The sequence below is a fragment of the Zunongwangia sp. HGR-M22 genome, assembly GCF_027594425.1.
Classification (GTDB): Bacteria; Bacteroidota; Bacteroidia; order Flavobacteriales; family Flavobacteriaceae; genus Zunongwangia.
This window is the reverse complement of sequence record NZ_CP115159.1, coordinates 744,742-767,607: the sequence shown is the minus strand read 5'-3', so window position 1 is coordinate 767,607 and position 22,866 is coordinate 744,742. Positions and strand designations below refer to the sequence as shown.

General features: G+C 35.3%; 27 protein-coding genes. 15 read left to right on the top strand and 12 right to left on the bottom strand.

The window, feature by feature from the left end:
* Window positions 1–115 precede the first annotated feature (115 nt).
* The 4 genes from trpB (at window position 116) to PBT91_RS03375 (ending at window position 2,586) form a co-directional block, all read left to right on the top strand.
* On the top strand, window positions 116–1,297 hold the full coding sequence (gene trpB, locus PBT91_RS03390) for a tryptophan synthase subunit beta (RefSeq protein WP_270060391.1): 1,182 nt from the start codon (window positions 116–118) through the stop codon (window positions 1,295–1,297).
* 160 nt (window positions 1,298–1,457) lie between these two features.
* A complete protein-coding gene (gene trpA, locus PBT91_RS03385; protein ID WP_270060390.1) occupies window positions 1,458–2,225 on the top strand; it encodes a tryptophan synthase subunit alpha in 768 nt (255 codons plus the stop codon).
* Between the two features lie 77 nt (window positions 2,226–2,302).
* On the top strand, window positions 2,303–2,446 hold the full coding sequence (locus PBT91_RS03380) for a hypothetical protein (protein ID WP_270060389.1): 144 nt from the start codon (window positions 2,303–2,305) through the stop codon (window positions 2,444–2,446).
* A gap of 5 nt (window positions 2,447–2,451) precedes the next feature.
* Entirely contained in the window at window positions 2,452–2,586 is a 135-nt protein-coding gene (locus PBT91_RS03375; protein WP_270060388.1) for a 30S ribosomal protein THX, read from the top strand.
* A gap of 162 nt (window positions 2,587–2,748) precedes the next feature.
* Here PBT91_RS03375 and PBT91_RS03370 read toward each other — a convergent pair whose 3' ends face one another.
* The 5 genes from PBT91_RS03370 to PBT91_RS03350 form a co-directional block, all read right to left on the bottom strand.
* A complete protein-coding gene (locus PBT91_RS03370; RefSeq protein WP_270061420.1) occupies window positions 2,749–3,411 on the bottom strand; it encodes a uracil-DNA glycosylase family protein in 663 nt (220 codons plus the stop codon).
* A gap of 11 nt (window positions 3,412–3,422) precedes the next feature.
* Window positions 3,423–4,088 carry an HAD family hydrolase gene (locus PBT91_RS03365; RefSeq protein WP_270060387.1) on the bottom strand — a complete coding sequence of 222 codons (666 nt, stop codon included), beginning with the start codon at window positions 4,086–4,088 and terminating at the stop codon, window positions 3,423–3,425.
* A gap of 84 nt (window positions 4,089–4,172) precedes the next feature.
* Complete coding sequence (gene yaaA / locus PBT91_RS03360; protein WP_270060386.1) at window positions 4,173–4,934, bottom strand: peroxide stress protein YaaA; 762 nt, start codon at window positions 4,932–4,934, stop codon at window positions 4,173–4,175.
* A gap of 263 nt (window positions 4,935–5,197) precedes the next feature.
* Window positions 5,198–6,253, bottom strand: coding sequence for an RluA family pseudouridine synthase (locus PBT91_RS03355; RefSeq protein ID WP_270060385.1), 1,056 nt, complete (start codon window positions 6,251–6,253; stop codon window positions 5,198–5,200).
* Window positions 6,253–6,873, bottom strand: coding sequence for a PASTA domain-containing protein (locus tag PBT91_RS03350; protein WP_270060384.1), 621 nt, complete (start codon window positions 6,871–6,873; stop codon window positions 6,253–6,255). The genes PBT91_RS03355 and PBT91_RS03350 overlap by 1 nt, the downstream gene beginning before the upstream one ends.
* 105 nt (window positions 6,874–6,978) lie before the next feature.
* On the opposite strand from PBT91_RS03350, the gene PBT91_RS03345 reads away from it, so the two are divergent.
* A complete protein-coding gene (locus PBT91_RS03345; RefSeq protein WP_270060383.1) occupies window positions 6,979–7,953 on the top strand; it encodes a D-alanine--D-alanine ligase in 975 nt (324 codons plus the stop codon).
* Window positions 7,954–7,958: 5 nt separating this feature from the next.
* On the opposite strand, the gene PBT91_RS03340 is transcribed toward PBT91_RS03345, so the two are convergent.
* Window positions 7,959–8,519 (bottom strand): hypothetical protein, encoded by a 561-nt coding sequence (locus PBT91_RS03340; protein WP_270060382.1) that lies wholly within the window; start codon window positions 8,517–8,519, stop codon window positions 7,959–7,961.
* Between the two features lie 123 nt (window positions 8,520–8,642).
* Here PBT91_RS03340 and coaD point away from each other — a divergent pair, with 123 nt between their 5' ends.
* Window positions 8,643–9,098 (top strand): pantetheine-phosphate adenylyltransferase, encoded by a 456-nt coding sequence (gene coaD / locus PBT91_RS03335; RefSeq protein ID WP_270060381.1) that lies wholly within the window; start codon window positions 8,643–8,645, stop codon window positions 9,096–9,098.
* Between the two features lie 147 nt (window positions 9,099–9,245).
* Here coaD and PBT91_RS03330 read toward each other — a convergent pair whose 3' ends face one another.
* The 4 genes from PBT91_RS03330 to PBT91_RS03315 all read right to left on the bottom strand — a co-directional run bounded on the left by PBT91_RS03330 (window position 9,246) and on the right by PBT91_RS03315 (window position 13,405).
* Entirely contained in the window at window positions 9,246–9,800 is a 555-nt protein-coding gene (locus PBT91_RS03330; RefSeq protein WP_270060380.1) for an HNH endonuclease, read from the bottom strand.
* Between the two features lie 21 nt (window positions 9,801–9,821).
* Complete coding sequence (locus PBT91_RS03325; RefSeq protein ID WP_270061419.1) at window positions 9,822–11,729, bottom strand: TonB-dependent receptor family protein; 1,908 nt, start codon at window positions 11,727–11,729, stop codon at window positions 9,822–9,824.
* Window positions 11,730–11,845: 116 nt separating this feature from the next.
* Window positions 11,846–12,088: a carboxypeptidase-like regulatory domain-containing protein gene (locus tag PBT91_RS03320; RefSeq protein ID WP_270060379.1), complete on the bottom strand. Its 243-nt coding sequence runs from the start codon at window positions 12,086–12,088 to the stop codon at window positions 11,846–11,848.
* A gap of 27 nt (window positions 12,089–12,115) precedes the next feature.
* Entirely contained in the window at window positions 12,116–13,405 is a 1,290-nt protein-coding gene (locus PBT91_RS03315) for a PQQ-dependent sugar dehydrogenase (RefSeq protein WP_270060378.1), read from the bottom strand.
* 239 nt (window positions 13,406–13,644) lie between these two features.
* Between PBT91_RS03315 and PBT91_RS03310 the strand changes: the two genes are divergently transcribed.
* Window positions 13,645–15,396 carry a M14 family metallopeptidase gene (locus tag PBT91_RS03310; protein WP_270060377.1) on the top strand — a complete coding sequence of 584 codons (1,752 nt, stop codon included), beginning with the start codon at window positions 13,645–13,647 and terminating at the stop codon, window positions 15,394–15,396.
* On the opposite strand, the gene PBT91_RS03305 is transcribed toward PBT91_RS03310, so the two are convergent.
* Entirely contained in the window at window positions 15,380–16,003 is a 624-nt protein-coding gene (locus tag PBT91_RS03305) for an NUDIX hydrolase (protein ID WP_270060376.1), read from the bottom strand. The two genes, PBT91_RS03310 and PBT91_RS03305, sit on opposite strands and share 17 nt — an antisense overlap.
* Before the next feature lie 7 nt (window positions 16,004–16,010).
* Here PBT91_RS03305 and pyrE point away from each other — a divergent pair, with 7 nt between their 5' ends.
* Window positions 16,011–16,655, top strand: coding sequence for an orotate phosphoribosyltransferase (gene pyrE, locus PBT91_RS03300; protein ID WP_270060375.1), 645 nt, complete (start codon window positions 16,011–16,013; stop codon window positions 16,653–16,655).
* Between the two features lies 1 nt (window position 16,656).
* Entirely contained in the window at window positions 16,657–17,046 is a 390-nt protein-coding gene (locus PBT91_RS03295; RefSeq protein WP_270060374.1) for an SRPBCC family protein, read from the top strand.
* A gap of 61 nt (window positions 17,047–17,107) precedes the next feature.
* On the opposite strand, the gene PBT91_RS03290 is transcribed toward PBT91_RS03295, so the two are convergent.
* Entirely contained in the window at window positions 17,108–17,839 is a 732-nt protein-coding gene (locus PBT91_RS03290) for a biotin--[acetyl-CoA-carboxylase] ligase (protein ID WP_270060373.1), read from the bottom strand.
* Window positions 17,840–17,932: 93 nt separating this feature from the next.
* Here PBT91_RS03290 and rsfS point away from each other — a divergent pair, with 93 nt between their 5' ends.
* The 6 genes from rsfS to PBT91_RS03260 all read left to right on the top strand — a co-directional run bounded on the left by rsfS (window position 17,933) and on the right by PBT91_RS03260 (window position 22,823).
* On the top strand, window positions 17,933–18,304 hold the full coding sequence (gene rsfS / locus PBT91_RS03285; RefSeq protein WP_270060372.1) for a ribosome silencing factor: 372 nt from the start codon (window positions 17,933–17,935) through the stop codon (window positions 18,302–18,304).
* Between the two features lie 21 nt (window positions 18,305–18,325).
* Complete coding sequence (ftsH, locus tag PBT91_RS03280) at window positions 18,326–20,368, top strand: ATP-dependent zinc metalloprotease FtsH (RefSeq protein WP_270060371.1); 2,043 nt, start codon at window positions 18,326–18,328, stop codon at window positions 20,366–20,368.
* A gap of 100 nt (window positions 20,369–20,468) precedes the next feature.
* Window positions 20,469–21,083: an LUD domain-containing protein gene (locus PBT91_RS03275; RefSeq protein WP_270060370.1), complete on the top strand. Its 615-nt coding sequence runs from the start codon at window positions 20,469–20,471 to the stop codon at window positions 21,081–21,083.
* Window positions 21,084–21,088: 5 nt separating this feature from the next.
* A complete protein-coding gene (locus PBT91_RS03270) occupies window positions 21,089–21,892 on the top strand; it encodes a phosphatidate cytidylyltransferase (RefSeq protein ID WP_270060369.1) in 804 nt (267 codons plus the stop codon).
* Entirely contained in the window at window positions 21,882–22,532 is a 651-nt protein-coding gene (locus PBT91_RS03265; RefSeq protein WP_270060368.1) for a phosphatidylserine decarboxylase family protein, read from the top strand. The genes PBT91_RS03270 and PBT91_RS03265 overlap by 11 nt, the downstream gene beginning before the upstream one ends.
* 15 nt (window positions 22,533–22,547) lie before the next feature.
* Window positions 22,548–22,823: an acyl-CoA-binding protein gene (locus PBT91_RS03260; RefSeq protein WP_270060367.1), complete on the top strand. Its 276-nt coding sequence runs from the start codon at window positions 22,548–22,550 to the stop codon at window positions 22,821–22,823.
* The last annotated feature ends 43 nt before the right edge of the window (window positions 22,824–22,866 follow it).

Sequence of the window (22,866 nt, the reverse complement as noted above, 5' to 3'; positions counted from 1 at the left end):
TTTTAAATGAGATTAAACCGGCTAATTGCCACAAGCTGTAAGGCAAAAAACTGTAAACTGTAAACTAAAATAAATAGCTGAAAGCTGAAAGCTCTAGGCTAAAAAGCTAAATAAAATGACATACCAGGCAGACGAAAAAGGATATTACGGCGAATTTGGGGGCGCCTTTATTCCTGAAATGCTATATCCTAATGTTGAAGAATTGCGCAGGCAGTATTTAGATATTATGAAAGAAGATTCTTTTCAGAAAGAATTCAAGGCGCTTTTAAAAGATTATGTAGGTCGCCCTACTCCACTTTATTATGCTGAACGTTTCAGTAAAAAATACAATACCAAAGTATATTTAAAACGTGAAGATCTTTGCCATACCGGTGCCCATAAAGTGAACAATACGGTTGGACAGATTTTAATGGCGAAACGCTTAGGTAAAAACCGAATTATCGCTGAAACCGGTGCCGGCCAACACGGAGTTGCAACCGCGACGGTTTGCGCGCTAATGGGAATAGAGTGTATTGTTTACATGGGCGAGATCGATATTGAACGCCAGGCGCCAAACGTAGCCCGAATGAAAATGTTGGGCGCTAAGGTGGTTCCGGCAAAATCGGGTAGTAAAACCTTGAAAGATGCAACGAACGAAGCGATTCGCGATTGGATCAATAATCCGGTAGACACACATTATATTATTGGATCTGTGGTTGGGCCGCATCCATATCCAGATATGGTGGCGAGATTTCAGGCGGTAATTTCCGAAGAAATTAAAACGCAACTAAAGGAAAAAGAAAACCGTAAAAATCCGGATTATGTAGTGGCTTGTGTTGGTGGTGGTAGTAATGCTGCCGGTGCGTATTTTCATTATCTAGATAATCCTGAAGTTGGTATTATCGCGGTGGAAGCTGCCGGAAAAGGAATTTACACCGGCGAAAGTGCAGCAACTTCGGCCTTAGGTAAAGAAGGAATTATCCACGGAAGTAAAACTTTGTTGATGCAAACGGATGACGGACAAATCACCGAACCGTATTCCATTTCGGCTGGTTTGGATTATCCCGGTGTTGGGCCTATGCATGCCAATTTATTTAGAAGTGGTCGTGGTGAGTTTATTTCAATCACCGATAAAGCTGCCATGAAAGCTGGATTAGAATTGGCAAAATTAGAAGGAATTATTCCGGCTATAGAATCTTCTCACGCTCTGGCTATTTTTGAAGATCGAAAATTTAAAGAAGATGATATTGTAGTGGTAAATCTTTCTGGACGTGGCGATAAAGATTTAAATACGTATATCGATTATTTTGACCTTTAAAAATTAAATTTAAAGTGCTGAAAGTTTTAGTGTTTTCGTCATTCCGTGCTCGACACGGAATCTCATAACGTTAAGTAATCAATTACTGAAATTACTACATGAGACCCTGAATCAAGTTCAGGGTGACGAAATAAAATTAAAATCATAAATAGCTAAAAAAATGAATAGAATTAATCAAAAAATGAAAGAAGATAAAAAACTTCTTTCTATATATTTTACCTCCGGATATCCTGAAAATAAAGATACCGTATCGATAATTAAGGATCTGGAAAAAAGTGGAGTCGATTTTATAGAAATCGGGTTGCCTTTTAGTGATCCTTTGGCAGATGGTCCCACCATTCAGGAAAGTTCTACTATCGCATTGAAAAACGGAATGACCACCAACAAACTTTTTGAACAATTAAAAGATATTCGTTCTGAAGTTTCTATTCCGTTAGTCATTATGGGATATTTTAATCCGATGCTTCAGTTTGGTGTAGAAAAATTTTGTGCAAAATGTCAAGAAGTTGGCATTGACGGACTCATAATTCCGGATCTTCCTGTGGATGTTTATAATGATGAATATAAAGCGATATTCGATAAACACGGATTAAAAAATATATTCCTTATCACACCACAAACTTCTGAAGAACGTATACGTTTTATCGACGAAGTTTCCGACGGTTTTATTTATATGGTAAGTACCGCAAGTGTTACCGGAGGTACAAAAGGTTTTGGAGAAGAAACGAAAGCTTACTTTAAACGAATTGCTGATATGAAACTGAAAAATCCGCAAATTGTAGGTTTCGGAATTAGTGATGCAGACACGTTTAACGAAGCCACAAAATATGCCAAAGGGGCGATTATTGGCAGTGCTTTTATTAAACATATTGACCAACATGGTAAAAATAATATTCAAGATTTTGTAAAATCGGTAAGGCCAGTTTAACCAAAGTCTAACACAGTGTTAGGAGCTTTTAAGAGTATGAGTTCGTATCTTTAAAATGAACCTAAAAAACATGAATTATGGGAGGGCCAATTGAAGATAATCACCGAACTAGAAAAACAGATCAAAAAAATCCGACTCAACCTTCGGGAAACAGAAATGAATCTACCAACAAAGTAGATATCGATGAAAAAACAGTTAAAGATCAACAAAATAAAAAATAAATTTTATGGGAAGAGGCGATAAAAAAACAAAACGAGGGAAAATAGCGATCGGCACTAGCGGAAAACTACGACCTAAACGTAAAAAGTTTAAAGTAAAGCCAACTACCCTCGCAGAACAAGATAAAAAAGCGTTGCAGTAAATTACCCAAGATTAAAGCTTTAAGGTATTTATCAGAAAATAATTTATTATTTCGAGACAAATCTCGCGGTATTTAATCTCGGTTATCGAGTAGATAATCTGCAAAATAAAAATCCCTGAAATTCAAATTGAGTTTCAGGGATTTTTTTATGTCTTAAAGCTTCTAGAAGAACTCTTTATACTGCAGCACTCTAAAATCTACGGTATTGAAATTAGAATCTTTCGACTTCAATTCTTTATAAAGTTGCATACTTCCAATCGCTCTGTTTGCTGAACCGGATGGCGCTGTTAAAGAAACTGTTTTTATCAATCTACCGTCCAACACAAATTGATGAATTCTTGGTGGTTCGTTATCGATAACTTTCAGTTTGATATTTTCTTCTTCGGAATTTTTTAAATGTCTTCTGAAAAAATATTCCGGGCCATTCTTACTATTTCCTCCGGTGAATAAAAGCGTGTCAATTTTTGGATGATTTCGTAAAATCTGAAGCATATCCCGAAGTTCTACATCCTTCATTCCCAAATCTGAAGCATCTATCTTTTCTCGATAACTACTTTCTACTACATCACAAATCCCGATTCCGCGTTTGCGAAGAAAATCCTTCCGCTGCCTAATAGCTTCTACTGAATTATCATAAATCAAATTCAGATCAAAAATTCGGTCTAAAATTGGCCAAAGCAACCCATCCTGACTTCCGTAGCAAAAATCGACATCTCGTTCTTTTAATTTACGCTGCGTAAATCTAGGCGGAGGCAATGTTCCGACAATTAACTTAGTGGCATTCTCTGGTATAAATGGCGAATATGGATGTTTATGATGGAAAATAGCGATATTGTTTAAACTCGGCCTTCTTTTTCTAAATACTGCGTGGCTTCCTGCAAGCTATCAAAAATTTTATCGGCTGCCTTTACATTATCTTTTAAATTGATATTAGATTGTATCGCCAAACACTCCAAATGTGCTCCTTTTGCTGAAGCTACTCCAGTTCGAGTATCTTCAAAAACGATCATATTTTCTTTAGGTAAGTTGATTTTTTCGATAGCCGTCAGATAACTTTCAGGATCTGGTTTGCTGTTTTTCACATCAGTTCTGGTGATCTCGAACTCAAAATACTTTGCTATACCGGTTTTCTTTAGCAAATATTCAACATTGTTTCTTGGGCTTCCGGTAACCAGATAAATGGGAATATTTTTTTCTTTGAAAAAATCTAAGGTTTCGATCGCGAAAGGCATAAATTCAACTTCAGATTCCTTTACCAATTTTTCGGCCATGCGTTCGCGCTTGTAGGTGAGATCTTCTCTAGAGATTGGTAGATTAAACTGTTCTATGATCGCCTTTGCATTAATTGGCGAAGGTGTACCTGCATAAGTTTTTATATAATAATCGTAGTCTAGCTGAGCGTCGTAATCTTTTAAAACCTCCACCCACGAGTTGTAATGATAATGTTCAGAATCTACTAAAGTACCGTCGAAATCGAATATTGCTGCTTTAATTTCAGCCATTGTTTTTTAGTTTTTTGGGGTTTCACGAATATAATTCGGTAGCAATAAAAAAAGCTATTTTGAATATTAAACTTTCGTTAGATGTTAGCGTATAAAAACCGGTTCGTTTTCCTTCTCGGTATGCTCAGCACTAAATTTATAATCTTCGTAGTCAAAACCTTTAATATCATCTAAAGTTTTAGCCGAATTATCGATAATATAACGAACCATAGAACCTCTAGCCTTTTTTGCGTAAAAACTGATGATTTTTAACTTTCCATTTTTATAATCTTTAAAAACCGGAGAAATTACCGGAACTTTTAAAGCTTTAGTATCTACTGCTTTAAAATATTCGTTACTGGCAAGATTCACTAAAAGCTCATCTTTTTTTAATTCTGAATTTAAATAGTCGGTCACCTTTTCTTTCCAAACTTCGTAAAGCGTATCGGTATTTTCGATTCCTATTTTGGTCCCCATTTCTAAACGATACGGCTGAATAAGATCAAGCGGTTTTAAAATTCCGTATAGACCAGAGAGTATTCTAAGTGTATTTTGAATATCATCTAATTTATCTTCTGGAATTGTGTAAGCATCTAGCCCATTATAAACATCACCATTAAACGCGTACATCGCCGGGCGAGAATTCTTTTTGGTATGATCTTCTTCGAAATCCTGATAACGTGTATAATTAAGATCAGCCAATTTATCGCTAATACTCATTAAATCTGAAATCTCTTTCTTGGTCATTCTAGCCAATTTTCGATTCAGTTTTCCTGTAGTATCTAAAAATGAGGGTTGTGTTCCTCGAGTAGTAGGTAACTTTGATTCGTAATCTAGACTTTTTGCTGGTGATACAACTATTTTCATTTTTCTTTTCTTTTTTTAATTATCCGTAGTTTTTACTAATTGATACTTTCGTCTTTCCGGACTTGATCTGGAATTTCATAGTAAATTAAAAAATCATGAAGATGAGCCCCTGAATCGAGTTCAGGGTAACAACATCTAACTTCGAATATTTCCGTTTATAAAGTAAAGATAAGATTTCGCTTCCCGAAAATAAAAAAGACCTTTAATTACTTATTTATAAAGCAATAGAAAGGTCTTATATATTATTGATTTTCGGTTGAATGCTACAGCATTTCTTTTTGATTTTTTGCATAGTTGCGCCATTTCTCTATCGCGCCAACTATATCTTCTGGCAATTCTGAATTAAAACTCATCCACTCCCCTGTCTTCGGATGTGTAAAGCCCAAAGTCTTTGCGTGTAAAGCCTGTCTTGGTAAAATTTTAAAACAATTTTCTACAAATTGTTTGTATTTGGTAAAGGTGGTTCCTTTTAAAATCTTCTCCCCGCCGTAGCGCTCATCATTAAAAAGGGTATGCCCAATATGCTTCATGTGTACACGTATTTGGTGCGTTCTACCTGTTTCTAATTTACAAGCCACCAAAGTAACATAACCAAAACGTTCCAACACTTTAAAATGGGTTACTGCCGGTTTTCCTTTTTCAGCATCGTCACCTTCATAAACAGTATTCTGCAGTCTGTTTTTTGGATGTCTGCCAATATTGCCTTCAACCGTACCTTCATCTTCTTCAACATTTCCCCAAACCATTGCAACATATTCGCGCTCACTGGTCTTATCGAAAAACTGTTTCGACAAATGTGCCATAGCATGTTCGGTTTTCGCAACAACTAAAAGTCCGCTGGTGTCCTTATCTATTCGATGCACTAAGCCTGGCCGATCACTGCTATTATTCGGCAAATTTTCGAAATGATAGATCAAAGCATTTATTAAAGTTCCGCTATAATTGCCGTGCCCGGGATGCACCACCATTCCTGCTGGTTTATTCACCACAAGAAGTATATCATCTTCGTAAACAATATCTAAGGGAATATCTTCTGGCGTAAGCAAAAATTCATACGGTGGATGCTCGAACATTACCTGCACCACATCGCCGGCCTTTACTTTATAATTTTGTTTTACCGCAACATCGTTTACATAAATATTTCCATCTTTCGCCGCTTTCTGAATTTTGTTTCGAGTGGCTTTCTCGATATAATTCATCAAATATTTATCAACGCGAAGTGGGTTTTGACCTTTTTCAGCCACAAATTTATGATGCTCGTATAGCGTTTCATCGCTCTGCTCTTCCAGCTCGTTATTTTCTTCGGGATGTTCCTTCATTAAAAATCAAATTGGTCTTCGTCTGTAGTTTCTTCAATTTCTGTACTATCTTCTGTTGGGCGTCTATAACTTCCCGAACCATCTCCTAAAACCAAGTCGATTTTTGAAGTTTTCATCAGTTCATCTCCCGATTCAATCAATTCTCCATTATGTCGAAGTTCTAAAACAGCATCTTCAGCAATATCTGGTTTATAAGTAATTTCACCTATCTCAAACCCTAAAGATTTTAAAGTAGGGACGGCTTGTCTTTTTGTTCTACGAATAAGATCTGGAATCACAATTTTTCGATAACCAGAAGGATTTAGCGTCAAATAAATTTTACGATTTTCTTTTACAAATTTACCGGCTCTTGGTACTTGTTCTATCACTGAAAATCTAGGATAATCTGGATTAAAATTAGCCGAATCTAAAATCTCGTATCGCAAGTCGTTTTCATCCAAAAGGGTTTCGACTTCGCTTAAGGAAAGTTCAGCTAAATTTGGTACCTCTATACGCTCTCCCTGATTGGTGGTATACTCTAACCATTGCATCGCGCCATAAACAAGAACAACAACTAAAATAATGGCCAGCACAAGCTGAATTAAAAATGTTTTACTGAAAATGAATTTGAACAATCCCATATATTTACAAAATAAAAAGCAAAGATATAAAAACACCTTGGTTTTGGTGACAACCTTTTTTCGTGATATTTTTGTTTTAACGCAGCATAATCTGATATATTGAATATGAAGAAAAAAATTGCCATCGCAATGGGCGGCTTCTCAAGTGAATACCGCATTTCTATTAATAGTGGTAATATGGTGTACGAAAACCTGGATCGCAATAAATACGAACCTTACCGCGTGCATATTTTACAAAACGAGTGGTTTGTAGTTACCGAAAACGACACTCCATATCCAATAAATAAAAGTGACTTCACAGTAAAAATTGATGGTGAAATTATCAAATTTGACTGTGTTTTTAATACAATCCATGGTACACCCGGTGAAAACGGTCTTTTACAAGCTTATCTAGAATTGCTCAATATTCCGCAAACGGCTGCAGATCATTATCAATCTGCACTAACGTTTAACAAGCGTGATCTTATAAGTGTTTTAAAACCCTACGGAATTAAGACCGCTAAAAACTATTTTCTGAATAAAGAAGATATTTTAGATGTTGATGCTATATTGGAAAAAGTTGGACTTCCCTGTTTTGTAAAGGCTAATCGTGCCGGAAGTAGCTTCGGAATAACAAAAGTGAAGCAAAAAGACGAATTGTATCGCGCTGCGCAAAATGCATTTCAAGAAGATGATGAAGCTATAATTGAATCATTTTTAGATGGCACTGAAGTTTCAGTGGGTGTAATCACTTATAATGGTGAGTTACTTGCGCTTCCGGTAACCGAAATTGTTTCTGAAAATGAATTCTTCGATTACGAAGCTAAATATCTTGGAAAATCCCAAGAAATAACTCCGGCAAGAATTTCAGAAGAAGACACTAAAAAGGTTCAGGAAATCGCCAAGCTTATTTATGAGAAATTGAAAATGAAAGGTTTTACACGCTCTGAATTTATTTTTCACAACGGCGAGCCACATTTTATAGAAATGAATACTACTCCCGGACTTAGCCAGGCCAGTATTTTACCTCAGCAAGCCGCAAAAGCAGGTATTAGCTTACAAGATTTATATGGTAGCGCCATCGAAGCTGCTTTAAGCTAAGATTCCTAGAAATTGTAGCCTATTTTTAGATGCAAATCGATTGAAAAACCATCATCGAGAGTGTTTTTGCTTTCTAATAATATTCCATAACCAGCACCTATACCGGCTTCAAATCCAAAGTGCTTTCCTATATTTCTTTTAATCCCCCATTTAGGGATAAAATAAATCTGGTTAGCAACTCCTACATTTTTTGCATTAGAAATTACAAAGAGATCTGGATAAAAACTAGTTTCTAAACTAAAGAAATTAGCCCCATTATTCCAGGTTCTTCGTTTTTCATTTGCACGCTTTTTTATGTTATAATACCAGCGTGGTTCTAAAGTAATTACTGGAATCAAAGCAAAATTTACGCTATTAGCATAAAGAGTACCTCCCCATAATCCGGCATCTAAACCAATTTCTGTTCTTAGTGCAAATTCATCGGCTAATCTCGACTCGTTGTATCCCCAAATCCCCAAAACACCGGTTTGGATTCCGTATAAGGATTTTTCTACTGAATTGTTTTGCGCTTTTAAACATGAGCTAGCAAATACTAAAAATACTAAAATTGTGATGATTCTGTTCATTTTTTGATTTATGCTTTTATAAAGAGCAGCGAATATAAAAAAATAACGTTTACACCTACGATATAAAATAGAATTTTGTTTCCTTCTTTTTTTATAAGACCTTAGTATTTCAATTCATTTTTCATGAGAAGAGCTGTATTTCCGGGATCTTTTGATCCTATAACTTTAGGACATGTAGATATTATTGAAAGAGGACTTCCGCTCTTTGATGAAATTATTCTGGCTATCGGCACCAATAGCAGTAAAAAATATATGTTTTCTTTAGAAAAACGTCTTGAGTTTCTGGAAAAAACCTTCCAAAATGAGCCCAAGATCAAAGTCACAACTTACAGCGGACTAACAGTTGATTTTTGTAAGGAAATTGAAGCAAAATTTTTACTTCGTGGTCTAAGAAACGGGATCGATCTTGAATTTGAAAAAGCTATTGGCCAAACTAACTACAAAATGGAAAATATCGAAACGGTTTTTTTAATTGCTTCTTCCGGCCTCGAACATATTTCTTCTACCATTGTTAGAGATGTGATGCAACATGGGGGGAAATATCAATTTATGGTGCCGGATTCGGTGAGTAGTGAGTAGATTTTACATTTAAGTATTCCTACTGCATTTTCTACAGAAAACTTTTAAAAATTTCTTCTAAAACCCTACAATCTCACATTACTAATAAAATCTATTTTCTACTATCTCTGTTCTAGAATCTATCCAAAAGCGATAGCGGTCTAAACTCTAATATTCCTTCACATGCCCCCAGTTTTCACCTGTTTTTATACGGTGCAACTGCATTTCTGAAATTCCAAATTGCTTCGCGATCATTTTTAAGCGTGTTCTTCGGTTGGGATCAAAAATCTTACGTTTGATGAATTTTACCTTTGTTTCGGTCAATTTTGCATGGCTTGGCAGTTTACGTACAATATTTTTGTTCTCAGGATTGCTAAATTGATGAATTTCCTTTTCACGCTTTGTAGCCCATTTTAGATTGTCCAGGCGATTATCTTTTTTATCGTAATTAAGATGAATTACAAAACGGTGCCCTTCTTTTCGCTCTAAAAATAACTGCGCCATTAATTTATGAACATACCGACTGGACCACACAGAATTTTTAAGTTTAATTCTGACCATTTCGTAGCCATTTCCGTATTTTTTTTCTTGAAGCTCCTCTTCCCCCGTTTCCGTAATTCTGATCACTCTACTAAAATTGGAAATTTTGTAGTGCTCCTTTTCCGAAACTTTTTCATCGAATATAACTTCTTTCCATTCTTCATCAAAATAACTTCTAACCATAGGGGAAAAATATCGTGTAATTTAGAAAAAATAATTAACTGCTAGACCTGTAAAATAATTGCGCGGGTAACCTGGATAATAATAACGTGGTGCTGCACCACCAAAACCAACCGCATTTGGTAAAACACTAGCAGCGTAATGCTCATCAAAAAGGCTATTAATGCCTCCGTAAATATTTAGCTGAAGATCCTTTATAATATCAAAAGCATACGCAGCTTTTAGATTTACCAGATCATAAGAATTTGTATACAGCGCATTTGCATCGTTTAGCGGAATTTCACCTACATTTCTATAAAGTGCATTGAAACTGAAACCAAAATCTGTACTAAGATCTAAGCCTGCATTAATGGTATGTTTTGGAACTCCAGGTAATTGATTGCCTGAATAATCTACTTCTTCATTCACAAAACGATCGAACTCAAAAAAGTTGAACGCTGCATTTACAAATGGACTCACCTGCCAGTTTCCAGTAAGATCTAAGCTGTATTTCCCGAAAAATTCAATTCCGTTATGATCGGTTTTCCCCGCATTGATTCCCACATATTGATCTTCAGCAACTCTTTGCGCCACCAATAAATTTCGCACCTGGATGCTGTACAAAGAAACTTCAGTATATAATCGATTATTTAACCAGTTTCCTTTAAAACCTATTTCGTAATTAAATCCTGTTTCAGCTTCTAGATCGGTGTTTATTTGCCCTTCCGGAGTTAAAGTTTCAGCAACGGTTGGAGTCGAAAACCCATGGCTTACAGATGCGTAAATATTCTTGGCTTCAGCAACTTCGTACGACAAACCCAATCTTGGAGAAAAAACGGCATCAAAAGTATAACTCCCGGTTTGATCAATATTATCTTCAGCATAAAAATCATCTAAACTATAACCGGTTGTGTTAAAATTTAAGCCGGCTTCTAACAATAAACGTTCGCTTAAATCTATATTTAATTGCGCAAAGAAATTCGCATAATGGCGATCCTGCTCATTATTACTTAGGCGTTCTCCACGCACACTACCAAGATTATCGAAATCTTCGTATAAATTTTCAAAAGTGCCGGTTTCGTACCATTCATTATAATATTGCGCGCCAAAACTAAATTCTGAAGGCAATTCAAAAAGTTTTGTAGAAAGGCTAAAATTGGTTCTTGCTCCGGCAGATAATCGCTCTTCTTTTAAAATATCGAATGGTCTTGGCTCGTAGCCATTTCTAAAACTTACAAATACACTGGTTTGATTGGTGAAATTCTCAGAAAAATGATGCTTATAACTTACGCCTAACAAACCGCGATCATAACTTTCATAACCTTTGGAAGCTCCCCAGGTAAAAGCGGCACTTTCTGGGTTATTTAAAAAATCATCCTCATTTATCGAACTTGGTATATAGGCTTTTAATTTGACGAAATTGGCCAAAAACGACAGACTATTTTTTCCTGAAGTCAGCACTTTTGCATTCACCAATCCAGATTTTCTATCGTAAGAACCATTCTCGCGCCAGCCGTCACTTTGAACATGATTATAGGTCGCAAAAACTGAAGAATTTGCTCCATTTATAGAAATTACATCAGATTTTTTCCAGGTATTGTAACTTCCACCCTGCACTTTCACACCAACCCGACTTTCATTTGCCCCGGGATCTGCGGAATATAGATTTATCGATCCGCCAAGTCCGGCACCGTAGATACTACTGGTTGGACCTTTTATCACCTCAACACGTTCTAAAGATTCCTGGTCGATATCATCTAAAGTGAGCGAACCTTCTGCGGTTGCCAGCGGAATTCCGTCGAAATATGCCTGAATTCGATTTGTAGAATACTGCGCTCTCCCGCCAATTCCCCGAATATTGATCTTATTGGTATTTAGCGCACCCTGATTTACATAAACACCAGGCACATAATTAAGATTATCAACGAAATTTACGGCGTCCGTCCTTTCCAGATCATTTTTAGACAGTAAACTTATTGCCGCAGGAGTTTTTTGTAACTCGGTTGGAATTAGCGTGCTTCTTAAAGTTACTTCGGAAAGAGATTCGTTTGAAGACAGTAGATATACCTTTAAATTAGTTTTTTCGTTTCAAATCCAATAGCGCTGAATTTTAAAGTAATGGGAAGTTCAATTTCTTCAATAGTAAAAAATCCATTATCACCAGAAACAGCAACAACTTCTGAAGCTGCTATGACATTTACATTTGCAATAGCTTCAGAAGTTGTTTTATTAATAATTTGCCCTTCTATTCTTTGGCCAAAGGATTGCTGTACACTAATTATTAAAATTAATGCGATAATTATATTCTTCAAATTTCGTTTTTTTTAATGAGCTAATAATTATTCAGCAGAAACTCTCCAAATCACTCCTCCATTATCATCATTTACCAAAAGATCTCCATTAGGCAAAGTTGTAACCCCCACCGGGCGACCATATACTTTGCTGCCATCTTCACTGGCTATAAATCCAGTTAGAAAATCTTCTGGTTGCTGTGGTTTCCCATTGGCATCAAACGGAATAAATATCACCTTGTATCCTGCAAAATTAGAACGATTCCAAGAACCATGTTGTCCTACAAATGCTCCGTTTTTATAGCGGGCAGGGAATTGATCTTTATTGTAAAATGCTAGACCTAATGAAGCCGTATGAGAACCTACCGGAACATCTGGAATTATAGCTTTTTCTACCATATCGTTATGTGGTTCTTTATGCCATCTAGGATCTTTGATATCACCATAATAAGAATATGGCCAACCGTACCAACCATTTTGTTTTACACTAGTTACATAATCTGGCACCAGATTATCACCAAGTTTATCACGTTCGTTAACGGCAGCCCAAAGCTCACCGGTAATTGGATTGTAATCTATGCCCACTGGATTTCTAAGTCCCGCAGCGTATACAACTTCGTTAGATCCATCTGGATCCATCATAAGCACATTAGCTCTGCGCTTTTCTTTTTCCATCCCGTGTTCTCCTGCGTTACTTGAAGAGCCAACAGTAACTACCAGTTTTTTACCATCTTTGCTGGCAATCAAATTTCGCGTCCAATGGTGATTGTAGCCACCGGCAGGAAGATCCTTCACCAATTCTCCTTCACCTTCAAGCGTAGTCATACCTTCTTTATAAGGCCATCTTTTTATAGCATCTACATTTGCCACATAAAAATAACCGTCTAGGATAAGCATTCCGTAGGGTTGATTTAAGTTTTCTGCAAAAATAAAGCGCTCTTCTGGTTTACCATCTTGGTTAGCATCCCTTAAAAGCGTGATTCTATTCGCACTTTTTTTAGCATCGTCACTTTCGACTACAAAAATATCTTTTTCGTTTGGAGCTACATAAGATCTTCTTGGATGCTCTAGGTCTTCAGCAAACTTAGAAACAGTAAAGCCTTTTGGTGCTACTGGCATTTTTCCTTCTGGCCAGGGCACTAATTTGCTGTTTTTTTCTACAGACTCTGAAGAATATGGAGAAGGCAATTGCAGAGAACCTACAGTTGTTTCTACAGTTACAGATGGTTGACCTGCCAATTCCTTTTTCTTTTTCTTACTTAAATTTTCCTGCATTTGTGCAAATCCAGCAAAACCAACAAATGTTAGTAAACCTACACTTATAATTTTCTTTTTCATGTTTAGCATTTTTCCCGAAAATAATCTGAAATACGCCTAAATGAAAATCAAAAGCAGTGATTAAGTATAGTTTAACAACAAAAAGCTTATACTTAGAATATTTTGTGAAAAGTGAAGACAGCAAAGCAGCAAAATCACCATCTATTTCTATGGCGAAGCCCATTAATAAGTATCTAAACTAGTAGCTTCAACATATTTTAAGTAAGTTTACAGCCTATTTTTTGTGTTATTACGTATCTATGGAAAGACTTCTTTTCTTTGGTTTTATACTGATTGTTTTTAGTTCCTGCGATTTTTCTAAGTATCAACTACAGGACGAATATGATTTTACCACACGTTTTGAAAAATCGAAAGGTAAGGAAACCGATATTTATCCTAATGTAATTCAGTTTTACGAAGATCTTTCTAAAGTTTATTCTTCAGTACAATTAAAAGCTTTTGATACTACAGACAGCGGTAAGCCTTTGCATTTGGCAATTTATAATCCAGATGCCCAGTTTGATATTGATAAAATTAAAGAAGATAAAAGTATTTTATTAGTATTAAATGGAATCCATCCGGGGGAAAGTGATGGTATCGATGCGACAATGATGCTTTTTAGAGATTTGGCGCAAGATTCTATAAAAATTCCAGAGAACGTAGTTTTAGCTACCATTCCCATTTATAATATTGGGGGTGCACTAAATAGAAACTCATTTTCCAGAACCAACCAAAATGGCCCTAAAGCATACGGATTTAGAGGAAATGCTCGTAACTACGATCTAAACCGTGATTTTGCTAAAGCAGATACTAAAAATGCGCGCGCTTTTTATAAAATATATCATTATTTAGAACCTGAAGTTTTTATAGATAATCATGTAAGCAACGGCGCCGATTATCAATATACATTAACACATCTTTTTACTCAGCACGATAGATTAGGTGGCGATATTGGCAAATACTTGGATGAAACCATGATGCCGGCTTTAGAAGATTCTCTAAAAAAGAAGAATCTTGATATTACGCCTTACGTAAATGTTTTTAATGAAGTTCCTGAAAAAGGATTTTCTCAATTTGTAGATTATCCTCGCTATTCTACAGGATATACTACTATGTGGAATACTTTAGGGATGATGGTAGAAACCCACATGCTTAAACCTTACGACAAACGTGTTTGGGGAACTTACGAGTTAATGCGGTCGATGATCGCCATTACAGATAATCAATCTGAAAAAATAAAAGAACTAAGAGCTTCAGAAAATAAGAAATATCTCACCAAACGCTGGTATCCTATTCACTACAAACCAAATATGGAAAATCCCAGTATACGTGAGTTTAAAGGATTTGAAGGCGAAATGATACCGAGTGAAGTTACCGGTGGAGAACGATTAAAATACGATCGCAATAAACCTTTTACAAAAGACATCGAATATTTCAATAATTTTGTGGCTGAAGACCGTGTTGATATTCCCAGAGGATATATTATTCCGCAAGGATGGTGGAACGTCATCGATCTTTTGAAGATGAATAATATTAAAATGAAAGCTTTTGATAAGGATACCGTTTTATATGTTCAGCAATACAAAATTGAAAATTACGAAACTGTAGAATCAGCCTACGAAGGGCACTACATGCATAAAAATATCGAAGTCTCGGCAAGCATGGATTCAATTTCCTTTAGAAAAGGAGATTACTATGTAAGTACCTTTCAGGATGGCGTTAGATATTTGCTGGAAATGCTAGAACCGGCTGCAGAAGATTCCTTCTTCAATTGGAATTATTTCGATACCGTACTTCAGCAAAAAGAACATTTCTCGCCTTATGTTTTCGAAGATATTGCGAAAGATCTACTGGATAAAAACCCAGAATTAAAAAGTTCCTTTGAGGAAGAAAAAAATAACAATGCCGATTTCGCCAAAAATTGGTATGCACAATTAGAATGGATACATAAACATTCTAAATATTATGAAGCGGCACATTTGCAATATCCGATTTTCAGGATTCCACGTTAATTTTTGGAGCAGGAATTTCTTCGTCCTCAAACAACAATTTGATGTTTGCGTAAGAGTTATCAAGGGCTTTTTCAGCTTTGGCAGGACTTTTCCATTTCACCTTTTCTATACCTTCTTTTTCTTGCGGAATTAATTCACCATCAAAATTACTGGTCATGTTATACCAGTATGTTTCTTTTAGGCGATATTTGCCTTTACGTTTAAATATATGAAATGTAGTTCTAAGAAAGCTTGTAATTTCTAAACCCGAAATTGCAGTTTCTTCTTCTACTTCTCTAATAGCACATTCTTCAATACTCTCTCCTTTTTCAATCTTACCTTTTGGAAGATCCCACTTATCATTTCTGAATATAAAAAGTATTTCCCCTTTTGGATTATATACCTTACCACCACCTGCAATAACAGGTTTTATCTTTTTCCGTAGAAATTTAAGCAGTTTTTCTTCTTTTTTGTGGTATAAATTTACATGAGTAATTTTCCCCTTATTTATTTTTCTGATTAAACGCTTTAATCGTACGGTTTTAATCGAATAAGTTTTATACTCACCTCCTAAATCTTTATTTGTAGAAAGAATTATCGGGGTATCATTCACAAAAACTTTATACATTTGTAGTATGATTTTAAACAAAGAAACAGCAATAAAAACTGCTGAAGTATTATTGCAAATTAAAGCAATTAAATTAGAACCACAAGAGCCATTTACATGGGCCAGTGGATGGAAGTCTCCTATATACTGCGATAATCGTATAGTACTCTCTTATCCTTTAATAAGAAATTTTATACGAGAAAACTTTGCTAAGCAGATAGAAGAAATTTACGGAAAACCCGATGTAATCGCAGCTGTAGCTACCGGAGCCATAGGTATAGGAATGCTAGTTGCTGAGTATTTAAGTCTTCCTTTTGTATATGTTCGACCTGAAGCTAAATCTCATGGAAGAAAAAACCAGATCGAAGGAAATCTTGAAGCAGGGCAAACCGTCGTTGTTATCGAAGATCTTATTAGTACAGGCGGGAGTAGTTTAAATGCAGTAAAAGCACTTAGGGATAGCGGAGCCAATGTAAAGGGCATGCTAGCTATATTTTCTTATGGTTTCGATATTGCTGAAGAAAACATTAAGAACGCCAATCTAGAGGTTCATACATTAAGCAATTACGAATATCTAATTGATACTGCGCAACGTACCAGTTATATTAAAGAATCTGAAGTTGAAATTTTAAAAAGCTGGAGAGAAGATCCGGCAAAATGGAGCCCACTATAGTATGAATTTAGAAAGTCCAAAAGTAACTGCAAGTAAGAGTCAGCAAGAAATGTTCAATTTCCTGACGAACGTAGAGAATTACGATCAAATAATGCCTAGCAGCAAGGAGAAATTTGAGGTATTGTCTTCAGAGAAATTTCTTTTTCAATTAAAAGGAATGCCAGAGATTGCACTTAAAATAGTGAATACCGACGAGCCAAATTTAGTGGTTTTAGGTTCTGGATCTGATAAATTTCCTTTCACCCTAACTATTCATATCGATCAGGCTGGTACAGGTAGCGAAGTTCAGCTTTTATTTAACGGTGAATTTAATGCGATGATGGCGATGATGGTTAAAAGTCCATTACAGAAATTTATAAATAGCCTGAGCGAAAATATTTCTAAATTATAGTTTACGATATTCGATAAATCTAAAAGCTGTTTTAAAATTCAATGTTTTGAAACAGCTTTTTTTAATACATCAGCTTTACTTCTTTCAAATCGAAAGTTTTATAAACAGAATCTTTAACTTCAACATTTAAAAGTCCGCTAGTAGTTACTCCACGTATAATTCCGCTAAAATATTCTCCGTTGGGCCATTGAAATGTGGAAACGATATCTTTCTTAAACATCAAAGAAGCATATTCTTCTAAAATAAGTGTTTCTTTTTCTTCTGAAAGCAATTCGAGTCTCCCTACTAACTCTTTCAAAATATTATTTAAAATTTCATCAAGATCAAATTCGTTACCGGTTTGTAATTTCATTGAAGAAGCCTGCTTAAGATTACCAAAATCATCTTGATTTACATTTAATCCAATACCTATTACACTAGCCGCGATGTCAGTTTGTTTTAGAATATTTTCGATAAGAATGCCACACATCTTAAAATTCACTGACATTATGTCGTTGGGCCATTTTACAGATAATTTAGGAACATTAAACCTATCAAGAACCTTAATCACCGCCAACGATACGACAGCATTTAATAAAAAATGATGATTAACCGTTACCTTAACTTTAGGATAAAGCAAGCTGAAAGTTAGATTTTTGCCAGGTGCAACATTCCAAACAGCTCCTCTTTGCCCCTTACCTTTAGTTTGAAAACGGGCAGCAATGCAAACAGATTCGAAGCTAGAATTATCATTGTAATATTGCTTTGCAAAGTCGTTTGTAGACGGGATGGCATTAACTTTGATTATACGCATAATAGACTAATGAAAAGATTGTCGCTAAATGTTGTGTTAAGTAGGTCTATAAAAAGCCAAAAAAACATAACTTTGCGTAAATAAATAAATTTAATGACGAAAAAAGTAACAAACAACGATCAACTTATAGCACATATCATTAAGGGAATTGAAGATGTAAAGGGAAATGATATCGATATCCTCGACTTAAGAGAGATTGAAAATACAGTTTGTGATTATTTTGTTATCTGCAACGGTACTTCCAACACTCAGGTAAACGCCATAGTTAATTCAGTTCAAAAATCCGTAAGTAAAGCTTTAAAAGATAAGCCCTGGCATATCGAAGGTAGCGAAAATGCCGAGTGGGTTTTAATGGATTATGTAAATGTTGTTGTTCATGTGTTCCAGAAACACATTAGAGAATTTTACGACATCGAAAGTTTGTGGGGAGATGCAAAGATCACATCGATCGAAACAAAGTATTAATTATTTAGAAGAAGACCAAGAATGGCTAAAAAGCAATCAAATAAAAAATTAGACCCTAAAAAACCTAAGTTTAGTGCATATTGGATTTATGCAGTAATCATATTGGTGTTTTTAGGAATTAACTTTTTTGGAGGAAGTGGATTTGGTGAACCATCAAAAATCACCCCTCAGCAGTACATGGACTACCTTTCTGAAGGAGATATTCAGAAAACAGTTGTCATAAACAGATCGATCGCTAAAGTTTATCTTACCGACGAGGCTAAAGAAAAAGCGATCCACAAAAAAAGTGGAGAATCAGACTTTTTAAGTACCGGTAGTGCTCCAGATTATAGTTTTCAGATAGGAAGTTTAGACAAATTTCAGGAAGATATAGAAACTATTGAGAAAGAAGACAATGTTAGCGCTAAACTTAGCTTCGATAGCGATAATAATGTTTTGGGAGATATACTAATTACGCTGTTACCATTTGTACTTATCATTGGTATTTGGATTTTCATTATGCGAAAAATGAGTTCAGGTGGCGCAGGTGGTGCCGGTGGACAAATTTTCAATATTGGAAAATCAAAGGCTAAGTTATTTGATCAAAATACAGATGTAAAAACCTCTTTTAAAAACGTTGCCGGATTAGAAGGTGCTAAAGAAGAAGTTCAGGAAATTGTAGACTTCTTAAAACAACCAGAAAAATACACCAGCTTAGGTGGTAAAATTCCAAAGGGAGCTCTTTTAGTAGGACCTCCTGGAACTGGTAAAACATTATTAGCTAAAGCCGTTGCCGGTGAAGCCAAAGTACCTTTCTTCTCTCTTTCAGGATCAGATTTTGTAGAGATGTTTGTTGGAGTTGGTGCCTCTAGAGTTAGAGATTTATTTAAACAAGCTAAAGAAAAATCTCCATCAATTATTTTTATTGATGAGATTGATGCCATTGGTCGCGCTCGTGGAAAAAGTAATTTTTCTGGATCTAACGATGAGCGTGAAAACACACTAAACCAGCTATTGACTGAAATGGATGGTTTTGGCACAAATACCAATGTAATTGTAATTGCGGCAACCAACCGGGCAGATGTTCTGGATAAAGCATTAATGCGTGCTGGTCGTTTTGATAGACAGATCTATGTAGATCTTCCAGATTTAAATGAAAGACGTGAGATTTTTGAAGTTCATTTAAAGCCACTTAAAAAGGTAGCCGACGAACTTGATACTGAATTTCTTGCAAAGCAGACTCCGGGATTTTCTGGTGCAGACATTGCAAATGTTTGTAACGAAGCAGCGCTTATCGCGGCCAGAAAAGGAAACAAAGCGGTGGGCAAACAAGATTTCTTAGATGCCGTAGATCGTATTGTAGGAGGTCTTGAAAAGAAAAATAAAATTATTACTCCAGACGAGAAAAAAGCAATTGCTTTTCACGAAGCTGGTCACGCCACGGTGAGTTGGATGCTCGAGCATGCAGCGCCACTAGTAAAAGTTACCATTGTACCACGTGGACAATCCTTAGGAGCTGCCTGGTATTTGCCTGAAGAGCGATTAATCGTTAGGCCAGAGCAAATGTTGGATGAGATGTGCGCCGCTCTTGGTGGTCGCGCCGCAGAAAAGGTTATTTTCGATAAAATTTCAACAGGTGCTTTAAGTGATCTAGAAAAAGTAACTAAACAAGCAAAAGCTATGGTTACTATTTACGGTCTAAATGATAAAGTAGGTAATCTTACTTACTATGATTCATCTGGACAGAGTGAATACAATTTCACGAAGCCATATAGTGAAAAAACATCGGAGCTTATTGACAAAGAAATTTCAAATCTAATTGAAAGTCAATATCAAAGAGCTTTAGATCTTTTAACCGAAAACAGAGATAAGCTTACCCAGTTAGCTGAAATTTTATTGGATAAAGAAGTAATCTTTAAAGACGATTTACAAAATATTTTTGGAGAACGACCATTCAATAAAAATACGGCACATTTAAATGAGGTTAGAGAAAGTGAAGAATCTGCTCCTACTACATCTAATCTAAATTTACCTGAAAATTCAAGCGACGAAGGAATTAAAAATAATTCTTCGATAGATAAATAAAATTTATATCAACTGCTAAAAAATCTTAATTTACCTAAGGGTTAAATTAAGATTTTTTACCTTTGATTAAAATGATGTTTACAACCACACTCAGAACTATATGAATCTATTTAGAAGATTCTTAAACCCTAATAAATCAAAATCAGACAAAGATCAGGAAACGCCTGATAAAACTGATCGTGGGAAATATATGCCAGAGGTGAAACTTCCCACCGATGAACGTTTTATGCTGAATTTCAAAAATAACGGGGGAAAATTTTTATATTGTGAAGATGAGGCTGAAATTCAGGAAGCCTTTGATAATATTCTTCTAGAAAATGATTGGTACGAAAAGCAGTGTTGTTGCTTTGATGAAAATTTAAAAAATAAATTCGATAGTTTTAATTTAGATTTTAATTCTTCAGCAAACGCTCCTTTTTTTCTTTCTACCTGCGAATATCTAGTTGCCAATGATGGATCTATACTTATCTCTAGCAACCAGATTAAAGAAAGGAAGCTTAGAGAATTACCGGCAGATTTTATTATCTTATCTTCTACAAGCCAATTAATAGACAGTATCGGTGAAGGTTTGCGAGGTATCAAGTTTAAAAATAAACAACGAATTCCTTCAAATATTACCACCATTAAGAATTTTGAACCACAGAAAGAAAGTGATTTTATGAGCTACGGTAGTAGTAGCAAAAATTTGTATTTGCTTCTTCTGGAAGATCTTTAATATTTATGAGGGAAGCGATAATTAGAACAGTATCAGGATTACTATATATATCAATATTAGTAGCCTCTATCCTTTCTTCTGAATTAATTTTTATTGGTCTTTTTTACATACTTGGGCTTATCTGTCTTATCGAAATGCAAAAGTTATTGCATTTAAAAAGTTACGCGCTATACGCAGTACAAGCCTTATTATTTTATCTTTTCAGCTTTTTAAAATTTGATCAAAACGCCACGCTAATTCTTTTGGCGGTTACCATATTTGTAAATTTATTTTTAGTAAAAGATCTGTTGGTAATTCGTAAAATACCGGTATTTGAAAAAAAGAAATACATTATTATTATCTTTTATCTAATATCGTCGGTTATTTTTTTAACGCTTATCCCAACTATCGAAGGTGAATTTAAACCGAAGCTCGTTGTAGGCATTTTTGGTTTAATTTGGACTAATGATACTTTTGCTTATATTGTAGGTAAGAATTTTGGAAAACGTAAATTATTCGAAAGAATTTCTCCTAATAAAACTGTAGAAGGCTTTATTGGAGGTATTATATTTACTGCAATTGTAAGTTATTTCATAGCAGATTACACCTCCTTTCTAAATCCGTTAGATTGGGTAGGTTTAGCGATTTTCATTAGTGTTTTTGGTACTTTAGGAGATCTAATCCAATCTAAATTTAAACGTCAGGCCGGCGTAAAAGATAGTGGAAATCTAATGCCAGGACACGGTGGTTTGTTTGATAGACTAGATAGTATTATTTTTGCGGCCCCATTTGTTTATGCTTACTTATACCTTTTAAATTATGTTTCATAAAGAAGGCTACAAAATCATGGCTATTACTGCAGTTTCACTGTTGGTAATAAATATTGGTTCTTATTCGTTAATTAATCAATATTGGATAAAATTTGCCATTTTAGCGGCATCAATACTATTCTTTGCTTTAATTGTCCAGTTTTTCAGAAACCCGAAAAGGCAAACTGCTATAAATGACAATAATGTTGTTGCTCCCGTAGATGGTAAGGTTGTAGTTATTGAAGAGGTTTTTGAGAAAGAATTCTTTCAAGAAAAAAGACTACAGGTAAGTATTTTCATGTCTCCTCTTAATGTGCATGTTACTAGACACCCAATTGGCGGAAAAGTAAAATATAGTAAATATCATCCAGGTAAGTTTTTGGTTGCCTGGCATCCAAAATCGAGTGAAGAAAACGAGAGAACTACTGTAGTAGTAGAAAACCCCGTAACAGGACCAATATTATATCGCCAGATAGCCGGAGCTTTAGCTAAGCGTATAGTTAATTATGCTGAAGAAGGCAAAGATGTGGTACAGGGTAGCGATAGTGGATTCATAAAATTTGGATCACGTGTAGATGTTTTTTTACCTCTTGGCACTCCTATCAATGTTGCATTAAATGAAAAAGTAAAAGGCGGAATTACCGTTATTGCTGAAGTTTAAATTTATGTTTTAGTTATGCCTGAAAGTAACAGGAATCGTTTTTTGAAAGCTTACGAAATAGCCAGCAATACCAGCAAAAAATTACCTCCAGATATTATGCTGCATTTTTATGCTTATTATAAAAGAGCTACAGAAAATAATGGCTTTTACATCCCACCTTCTGAAGGTGGAGATCTTAGAAGCGCATTTAAAATTAACGCTCTTTTTCAGGTTAAAGATCTAAGCAAAAAAGAAGCTGAAGAAAAATATATTGAACTTGTTGAAAAACATATTGGCAAAGTTCCTGAATAGATATTAGATATTAAGACACTATAAAGCTCGAAATCACGAGGAG